Source organism: bacterium, from assembly GCA_030247525.1.
GTDB lineage: Bacteria > Electryoneota > JAOADG01 > JAOADG01 > JAOADG01 > JAOTSC01.
In genome coordinates this window covers 1-7,398 of record JAOTSC010000163.1, presented here as the reverse complement: position 1 = coordinate 7,398, position 7,398 = coordinate 1, and the positions used below count along the sequence as shown (strand labels likewise).

5 protein-coding genes are annotated in these 7,398 nt (G+C 49.2%); 1 reads left to right on the top strand and 4 read right to left on the bottom strand.

The features are described from left to right. A partial coding sequence (locus OEM52_12470; protein ID MDK9700954.1) for a (2Fe-2S) ferredoxin domain-containing protein occupies positions 1-269 on the bottom strand: 269 nt, incomplete at its 3' end. Beyond that, entirely contained in the window at positions 266-766 is a 501-nt protein-coding gene (locus OEM52_12465) for an NAD(P)H-dependent oxidoreductase subunit E (GenBank protein MDK9700953.1), read from the bottom strand. The genes OEM52_12470 and OEM52_12465, both read right to left, overlap by 4 nt. A gap of 317 nt (positions 767-1,083) precedes the next feature. Here OEM52_12465 and OEM52_12460 point away from each other — a divergent pair, with 317 nt between their 5' ends. After that, positions 1,084-1,695: a hypothetical protein gene (locus OEM52_12460; protein MDK9700952.1), complete on the top strand. Its 612-nt coding sequence runs from the start codon at positions 1,084-1,086 to the stop codon at positions 1,693-1,695. A gap of 96 nt (positions 1,696-1,791) precedes the next feature. On the opposite strand, the gene OEM52_12455 is transcribed toward OEM52_12460, so the two are convergent. Beyond that, positions 1,792-6,732, bottom strand: a complete 4,941-nt coding sequence (locus OEM52_12455; protein MDK9700951.1) for a S8 family serine peptidase — start codon at positions 6,730-6,732, stop codon at positions 1,792-1,794. Positions 6,733-6,925: 193 nt separating this feature from the next. After that, positions 6,926-7,398: DegT/DnrJ/EryC1/StrS family aminotransferase (locus tag OEM52_12450; GenBank protein MDK9700950.1), on the bottom strand; the 473-nt coding region annotated here is incomplete at its 5' end.

Genomic DNA, 7,398 nt, shown 5'->3' with positions numbered 1-7,398 from the left:
TCTTCAATCGCTACGTGTTCGTAGGCGACATTCTCCGAGTCGACTAAAACCACTGGGCCGCCGGCACAGGGTCCCAAACAACCGACCCCTTTCACCAGACACTTGCCTTCCCATCCGCGTTTCTTCACTTCGTCTTTGAAAGCAGACAGTACTTTATCGCTGCCGGACGAGATACAGCCGGCCGCTACGCAAATGTGAATGCGATGCTTGGCAGCGGCGATTTCTTCATGAACTTTACTCGCTAATTCATTGAGGTCGTCTAATATCATTTTGCGATTACCTCCTCAAGCGATGCGATCAATTTGTCGGCAGTGAGTTTTCCGACGGCAACTCCGTCGATAACTGCGACTGGCGCCAGTCCGCAGGCTCCGACGCAGCGGGCGGATAGCACTGACAAATCGCCGTCCTCTGTCGTTTGTCCCAACCCGACGTTGTACTTCTCTTTCAAAGCGGTCAACAGTTCGGGCACCCCTTTGATGTAGCAGGCGGTACCGGTACAAATCGTACAGGTATGTTTCCCCGCCGGCTTCAAAGTGAAGTAATGGTAGAAGGTGGCTACGCCATAAACCCGGCTGAGCGGGACCCGCAACGAGGCTGCAACGAATGCTAAGGCGTCGTTGTCGAGAAAACCAAACGCGTCCTGTACAGCGTGGAGCGCTTGGATCAAAGCGTAATGCGAATTGCCGAATTTGCGCATTTCTGCTTGGACGATTTTCCAGCGTTTGTCCTCGCTGGGGGGTTGAGGCTTGGTATAGTTTATCACAATGGGTCCTCGGGTACCGATGCGATAACGAACCTTTATGAATGGTGGTATCAATTTTTGATACCAAGGTGTTGGTTCGCTATCGGATGCAAACGTTTACGTTTACGATTAGCAGTATTATTGCAGTGCAATCCGGGAAGTTTCACTTCGGAGAAAACTATCAAAGATGTTGTGAATAAGATAACAATCTTAAACGTAAACTCCAAAAAATCTATGCTCTTAGACGAATCGATTGAGTTCCCGCGAGGATTCGGGCATAATCGTCTGTAAATTGAGAATGAAGTTCATATTTGTTTGTTCTTGTTTTTGCGAAAGGGAGTATGGAGCTCGTTAATTCTACCAAGCTCTCACTAAATGAGTTGATTCCGCCGGTGAGTTTATTTTCGCACCACGGTACATTGCATGATCGTCGCCATATCGGCAGAGTTCTGATAAACGCTTGGATGTTGCTCGATTTGTTACAGAAGAAAGAGTATACGATTCCATTGTGGGCGACGGTCTATCTCCACGACATCGCTCGCGAACACGACGGAGTGAGTTATCATCATGGTCAGGACGCTATCGACAAACTTGATGCGAATAGCGATCTGCAAAGCTTTCTGCAGGATGTGGGAATCGCCGATGAGGATTGGCCGGCAATTCGCTCCGCTGTGAGTTACCATAGTTGGCCGCATTCACTGGAACCGGAACGCACTCACGAATACTGGATGTTGATTGCCATGTTGAAAGATGCCGATGCGCTTGACCGCATTCGGATTGGCGATATGAACCCTAATCTGTTGCGGTTTCCCGAATCGCGTTGGCTTGTTCCTTTTGCGATTTCGCTCTATCATCGTACTAAGGATATGGACGGTACGGATGAAAATCTTTTTACGGAATTTTGGCAAATCGCACAAGAGCTCATCCCCACGATAAAAGAGATTGCAGTGTAATGCCATTTCGTGGCAGTAATCACTATGCATAAGTAAGGGGCGTATGGTGATCATACGCCCCTTGCTCTTTACAAAAACAAATGGAGTCTTGTGTACCTACTTCTGTTTTCTTGAATCGACTGGAGATGGGGTCGGTTGCTCCAATCGAATTGTGATGGGTAGAATTTCATCCAGTGGCGGTGTTGTTGTGTCGAGTGCGCCATTGGAGACCGCAACCACCCGGTACAATTTCATCGAGGATACACCTAACACCTCGGAATCGATCCAACTTGTCGAATCACGATGATTCGTTGTTGCGATTACAGTCATGTTATTTAGGGAAGATCCCGCAAGAATCTGGTAACCGGTAACCGTAACCGCCAATCCCGTTGTCGTGGTATCGACCCGATTCCATGAGATGCGTACTGAGCTCCCCATCAAGGTCGCGGTAACTCCGCCCGGTGCCGCCGGAGGAATCGTGGTAACAATTCGGAACGATGCATTCGATATATCCGAAACCAACGGAACATCAACCATCGAAATCCGAATCCGGGCGTTGCTGGTGAGTGCTCCTGTGACATTCCATAACCAAGGCGAAGCGCTAGCAGCGACTGTTGCCAATGGTTCCCATGCACCGGTTGGGTAGTTGCGGTTTACGTCGATTTGCAGATTTCCATTCACCCCGACCGCGTCCCAGCGAATAGTATCGGTACTTCCATGGACGAAATCTTCACCACCGTTCGGACGTAGTAACGTGATAGTGCGGTTTGCAACAGTGAAGTCACTTCCTGACCAATGTTCCATTCCATTCGACCATTCGACCAGACAAATCCGACCATGAGTAGTTGCTGGCAATTCGGGCGTCCACGCAAACCACCCTTGCGACAGAGGGATCGAATCGCCTCCGGCTAAAGCTGCCGCGTGACTGATGTCGGCGCCTTGTGGACTATACGCGATAGTTACAGCACCAGTGAGATTTGTCGTCCAACGGATAGTGTCGGGAACCCCGATGTACAAAGTCTCACCATCGTTGGGATGAGTAATCGAAAGTTGCGGTGTTAGTACAGTGAAGTCACCATTCGACCAATGAGCGATCCCGGTGTTCCACTCGATGATGCAAACTCGACCATGCGTTGTTGTGGGTATTTCCGGTGTCCACGCAAACCATCCGCGGGACAAAGAAACCGAGTCTCCTCCTGCTAATACAACGGCATCATTGAGATTGACACCATTACTACTGTATGCAATCGTGGCAGTTCCTTGGATGTTCGTTGTCCAGCGGATTGTATCGGAAATACCGGAATATAAAGTCTCGCCGCCATTGGGATGCTGGAAAGTGAATTGAGGAGTTACAATGCTGAAATCTGCGGCACTCCAATGTTCGCGTGAGTTGCCCCATTCAACCAAACAGATTCTTCCACGAGTAGTCAACGGGAGCTGTGGTGTCCAGACAAACCATCCTTGTGAAACCGCAACCGAATCGCCACCGGGAATCACCTCGGCACTATTGATGTCAGCGCCGTTGCTACAATACGCAACTACCACTGTCGCTGAGAAATTCGCGGTCCAGCGGATTGTGTCGGAACGTCCAATGTATAAGGTTTCTCCGCCATTTGGATGGGTAAAGGTCACAGTCGGATGAATAATCGTACTGTTCGCATTCGAGGTGTCGGCGAGAGTGGGGAGATATGCCGGTATTACCGCAAAGCGAGCGGTGGTCGTCGCCGAATCTGGAACTGTCCAACCCAGTTTTCCGGTACTGCCGAGCAACGTTCCTATCGTGTACCACGAGCCAACAGGATAATTCCGAGTCCACTTCACCGTAACATTGCCGGGGAGATTTGTCGACCAGCGAATCGTATCGACTGCATCCATCAGGAACGTTTCTCCGCCATGCGGATATGTGAGCGCATTCTGACTGGCGGTAACACTGAAGTTCGCATTCGATGTGTCGGCAACGCTGGGATAAGTTACCGATACGATGCGAAATCGCGCGTTGATGGTGCTTGCGCCGGACGGTGTCCAGAGATAGGGTGTTGCGGTGTAGGCAACCGTTGTTAACGAGTCCCAGCTCCCTGCCGGATAATCGCGGTTCAGGAAGATGGATACGTTGCCGGAAAGATTCGTAGAAGTCCAGCGAATCGTATCGGTCTTACCCGTATAAAGTGATTCCCCACTGTTTGGGCGGGTAAGAGTAATCGTTGGTTGCGTTAAAGTAAAGTTCGCATTACAGGTGTCTCCGATTGATAAATCATCGACCGATAAAATACGAATCCGCGCCGCTGCGGAAGCCGCTCCGGTTATGGTCCAGTTCTCGGAACCGTCGTTAGGAATATTGTTGAACAATCCGGTCCATGTTCCCGAAGGGTAATTCCGGTCAATGACAATATGAACGTTCCCGGTCAGATTTTGTGATGTCCAGGTAATCGGATGGGTTGTGCCGACAATCCAGTTTTCACCGCCATTTGGAGAAGTAACGGTTATCGATCTACTCACGGTTCCTGAAACAAGCACTGAATCGAGATAGAGATTATCGCCGTACCCGTTATAACCAATGAAAGCGAATTGAACGTTGCTTGCTAAGTACTGCGCTGCAAGATTGATGCTATTCGTTCGGAACGTTGTCGGGTTTCTCCCGGTTCGATTTGAGAGGGTCGAACCACCTTGCCGCCAGAGTGAAGTCCATGCTCCGGTTCCTATGCGCGCAGCAACAATTAACGAATCGTAATACCCACTGTACAGTGCGTAACTGGTACTAAAGCGAAGTGTCGCAGTGCCGTATCCCGACAAATTCAATTGTGAGGTAAACATCGAGTCACGGGTACCAATTGAATTGATGTCGTAATAATTGAGACGCGCAGAGTTGTTACCCGAGTAAGCAAACAAATCCCAATCACCCAAATTTGTCCAATTCGCTGGAGGCACGCTCGTATTGAAATACTCCTGCATAGTTGTTGGTAAAGTGAACAAATAGAAATCAGCATCGGAGGTGTCAGCAATCGACAAATTGGCGGCATTGGATATTCGGATTCGACTGGTAGTCGAAGCAGCTCCATTTATCAGCCAATTGTAGGAACCGGTGTTAGGGGTTGAGAGTGCAATTGTTTCCCATGAAGCCGACGGATAACTGCGATTGAGTTCAATCTTCACATTGGTGTAACTGGTTGCGGCCGACCAAGTAATGGGGGTCGTAGCTCCAATCGTTAGCACTTCGCCGCCATTGGGCGAAAGCACTTTGACCGCGTAGATCGAAAAATTCGCATTGGATGTGTCGGCAACTGCGGCATTAACTGCATTGGAAATTCGGACCCTCGCCGTGGCTGTCGATGCACCGCTTACCGTCCAAGAATGGCTCCCGTCGTTCGTTGTGGAGGCAATCAGAGTCTCCCAGGTCGCAGAGGGGTAACTGCGATTCAATTCGATTTTCACGTTCGTAATCGATGAATTGGCTGTCCATTGAATGGTTGCTGTCGACTCGAGTAAAAAATTCTCACCGCCGTTTGGAGCGATGACAGTAATTCCACTCGGACTGATACCATTTATCAGGGTTTGAGCATTCACGATCCCGGACCCAAGCATACCGATGTAACTGGGGTTTTGGGTGGCAATACTTGTTGCGGTACTTAAGAGTTGGGTCTCCAATTGATCGTCGGTCAATCCGGAGTTACGGGACAGCGCTAAAGCTGCAACCGATGCGGCGGTGGGAGTCGCCATCGAGGTGCCATCCCATGCAACATACGGATTGGGATTGTATGTATTCACGACCATCGTCGACCAGATATCGACCCCGGGTGCTGAGATATCGACCCAACTTCCGTAATTCGAGAAATCCGCTTTGACATTACCACGATCCAGCGCAGCAACTGCCATCACACCGGTGTAACCGCCCGGATACTGTATCGTTGAGCTATTGCTGTTTCCGGCGGATGCCAGAACTAAGCAGTTGTTGTTACGGGCATAAGTAACTGCAGTTTGATACGCCGTTGAAGAACTGGAACCGCCAAAACTGATACTGATAATCCGCGCCCCAAGATTCACTGAATATTGAATCGCCGGCGCAAAGTCGTCGTCGTAGCCCGAACCATACAGTGTCGAACCATACAACCAAGCAAAACCAGCCCGTAGTGCGCGAGTTCTGACATTGTAACTGACTGCCGGTACTCCCAAACTATTGTTTGTTACACCAGCGATACTGCCACAAACATGGGTGCCGTGTCCATGAACATCGGCGGGGGTGTTATCGCGAGGCCCATAATCTTCACCGGAAGCAGCAGAACCACCCGAGATTTCGGTATAAGAATGTGATACAAAATCCCAACCGATGACATCGTCGACAAAACCATTTCCATCGTTATCAACACCATTGTTGTCGGCAGCGGTAAACAAACCGTCGCCGTTAATGTCTTCAGCAGTGTTTGTTCCGATGTTGCCCGTCAAATCTTCATGGTTGTAGTTGACACCGGTATCGATGGTTATCGCAAGGATACTGCTACTGCCGGTTTGGTTGTCCCACGCTTGCCGTGCATGAACCGAATCAAGGAACCACATGTTCCGGCTGCTAAGCCCCCAATCGTTGGGGGTTAAATCGGCGAATGCCAACGGAATTACTTCGGCAAGCTCGATGACATCAATTTTTTCTAAGCGTTGCACGAGTTGTCTAATGTCCCGCTCATCGGTTAACTCGAATACGATTTTGTAAAAGCGGTTCATTCCCAAACGTGTAAATTCCGGGTTCTTAAGCGAAATCGGATCGAATGAAAAGAAAGGGGTAAGCTGATCGGCTTTACGTTCACGAAGTATGACATCCAGTTCGGTCGAGCCGGTTGGGAGAGAAATTGTACCGTCAACGAGGCGTACCACTCGATTCGAGAATTCTGGAGTAAGCTTAATGGTGACCCGGGTGAGGGAGTATCCAGGTAATGCGAAACCTGTCGAGGTCGTTAGAAGAACTAAGATGAGCGCTACTGTCATCGCGAACGAATATCGTAAAGGTTTTGAGAAAAACGGAATCGTCTTGTTGACGAATTTTGGTTTCGTTACAAAACTTGTTGCTGCCATAGGTGCCTCGAACCGTCATTACATTGACATTTTTAATTGAAGAGATAGGATACCTTAATATAACAAATCATAAACCAATCCGTTTGATGCGCTTCACATCTAATAAAAAATCCTTCGATTCCAGAGAATCGAAGGATTATTAAAAAATGGTGAAGATTCTAACATCCAGTCGATAGTGTGGCTCGATGGTCGGTTACTTCTTCTGCATCGAACGGATAATACTGCAGGTCATTTCCAAATCCGCGTCGGACATTGACGACGCCGATGGCAGGCAAAGCCCGATTTCAAACAAGCGATCCGAAACTCCCGTGCCATAATACTCACACCCCTTAAACACCGGTTGCAGGTGCATTGGCATCCATAACGGCCGCGACTCGATATTCGATTCTTCTAACTTCAAGCGGATTTCTTCTCGGGTAGCACCGAACTTGACTGGATCAATCAGAACGCAGCTTAACCAATGAGTACTGAAAAATCCTTCCGGTTCCGGCATGAATTCAAAACCGGGTAAGTCACCTAACGCTTTTTGATAGTATTCGAAAATTTTGCGCCGTTGTTCGATCCGGCGGTCGAGTACTTTCAATTGTCCCCGACCGAGCCCGGCAAGGATATCGCTTAACCGGTAGTTGTAACCGATGACACTGTGCTGGTAATGCGGTACGGGAT